Origin of the sequence: Kitasatospora sp. NPDC059327 (assembly GCF_042752535.1) — a bacterium.
In the GTDB taxonomy this organism is placed as follows: Bacteria; Actinomycetota; Actinomycetes; order Streptomycetales; family Streptomycetaceae; genus Kitasatospora.
On the sequence record NZ_JBHYYB010000240.1, the window covers coordinates 1 to 2,127 of the forward strand.

The 2,127-nt window shown below is 71.2% G+C and carries 1 protein-coding gene and 1 pseudogene; one reads left to right on the forward strand and one right to left on the reverse strand.

Annotated features, from left to right (window positions below; all coding sequences use genetic code 11):
- Window positions 1-334 (reverse strand): annotated as a pseudogene (locus ACFXHB_RS44685) (proteasome ATPase); the annotation flags it as partial.
- Window positions 335-1,476: 1,142 nt separating this feature from the next.
- Between ACFXHB_RS44685 and ACFXHB_RS44690 the strand changes: the two are divergent.
- On the forward strand, window positions 1,477-2,013 hold the full coding sequence (locus ACFXHB_RS44690) for a hypothetical protein (protein WP_380582964.1): 537 nt from the start codon (window positions 1,477-1,479) through the stop codon (window positions 2,011-2,013).
- The last annotated feature ends 114 nt before the right edge of the window (window positions 2,014-2,127 follow it).

Here is a 2,127-nt window from a genome sequence, read left to right on the forward strand (position 1 = left end):
TGTCGCCGATGCGCTCGAAGGCCATCGCGTCCACGATGTTGAGGGCCTCGTTGAGCATCACCTCCTGGCCGCGCCGCAGCTCGTCGAGGTCGACGTCGGGGCCGGCGTTCACGCGGAGCTTGCGCCCCCCGGTGAAGATGTCGGCGGTGCCGTCCTCGTTCCGGCTGAGGAAGGTGCCGAATCCGGCCGGGGGCTGTGCCAGCCGGTCCACTTCCTCCTTGAGGGCCACGATCTGGTCGCGGGCCTCACGCAGGGCGGAGGCGAGCCGTTCGTTCTGGGCGGTGACCCGGGAGAGGTCGTTCAGGAGCCCGATGATCCGCTGCTCGACGGCCTTCGGCGGGACGTTCGGAGAGCCGGTTCGGCGGAGGTTCGCGTTGCGGTCGACTGTCACCGGTCCTCACCTCCTTCGTGGGGTTGTGGACTGGCCGCGCCCGGAGGCGGCGGAGCCGCCGTCGCCGCGGCCGTGGGGCGAACACCGTGTCGTCCTGGACACGCACGGCCGGTGGCCGACGAGGTGCGCGGCACCTCGGGAGTTCGCTGGAGATCCCTCGTGGGTCCGGGAGAAGCCGAGGAGGGGCTTCATTTGCCGGGGTGTGCGGCCGGTCCGTTCTCGTATCATGACGAGCCACGCGGGTCTTTGGCCTTGGATTGTGCGACTTCACGGAATTGCTGGATGCGGTCCGTCAACCAGTCGGCGAAATCTGTCACGGTGGGGTCCGTGCGGGATTGCCGTCTCGGTGGGAAATCCCCGACGCCGATGGTCGATATATCCATGGGCGTCGCTTTCCAAGCACGATAGCCAGTGCGGCACGCCGCCGGAATGTGAGGTGGGTCACCACCGGTGATCGGGTCGGCCCACCGGTGGTCGGAGGAGCCGGACCGTTCGGCGCCGTGGCCGGATTCCCGGCCGGACTCCCGCCGGCCGTCGAGGTGGGGGAGTCGCCTTCTCGGAGCCCGTTGACGGTGGCCGAGGGACGGCCCGGACCCACGCCGGCCGCCGCCGCGTCCTTTCCAGAGGGAAGCAGGGGGCCTTGCCGGTAACCACCGCTGTGCGCATAGGATGTTTTCACCGCCTTCGGATCGGCTGACGCCCCGGCGGGTTCCCGCGCTCGCGGATTCCGGACAACGTGGTCCCGGTACGACGCCGATGGCCTTCCCGAGCCGGAACACGACGCCGGGCGCCGGGCTCGTCGCGTGTCCGCGGGGCGACTCCGCGGTCGAGGACGGCCGTGGTGCTCGTGGGCCGTGGACCGGTGAACCGGGCGGCACCGTCGCCCCCGTCCCGGCTCCGCGGGCGCTTCCCGGGCCGATGAACCGGGACCACACCAGTGAACCGGGACCACACCAGGGACACCGGAAGCCTCCACCCACGTGGCTCCGACGCCCTGCTCCTCGGTCGTCCGGCGCACCCGGTGCTCCAGTCGGAGGCCACTCTCAGGAAACAACCTCTCTGAACCCGTTGGGGAGACTCACTCGATGTCCAGACCGAACTCCCGCCCCGCCCCGTGCGGCCCGAGACGGGGCCGACGCACGAACGACGACCTGACCGCGCTCGCCCCCGACGTACGGACCTTCGTCGAGGCATTGCGCGCGCATGTGTTGGAACCGCTGCGGGGGCGGGGGATGAACTACCGCCGACTCTCCGAGCTCCTGACCGAGGAGTTCGGCAGGGGCTGCAGCCAGACGACCGTGCAACGCATCGGCGCCGGGGGCAAGATCCCTCCGCGCGAGGTCCTGGCCCACCTGTTGGACCTCGCGCACACGTACGCGGGCCCGCTCGGCCGCGACCGCCGGTCGGCGGTCACCGACGCCTACCTCCCCGCCCTGCGACAGGGCGATCCGGTCCTGTACCGGATCTACGAACTCCAGGACGAACTCGGCCGCCGCCGTCGCGGCGGCGAACGTCCCAGGACCGGGAATTCCCCTCCGAGGAGCGCGATCCGGCACGCCGGTCGATCCGACACGACCGCGGTGACCTCCGCACGAGAACGTGGGCGCCACGACACCCGATGACAGGTCCGGACCTCTGCCGAGCTTCGGGCGAAGGTGATCGCGAGGAGGCCACGAGCGGGGCGCCGGCGGGGCGGACGGTGGGTGCCCCGCCGGGCGGCGCGGCACCCACCGTCC

Coding starts and splice junctions, on each gene's coding strand:
- ACFXHB_RS44690 (WP_380582964.1), top strand. CDS start 1,477: ATGTCCAGACCGAACTCCCGCCCCGCCCCGTGCGGCCCGAGACGGGGC.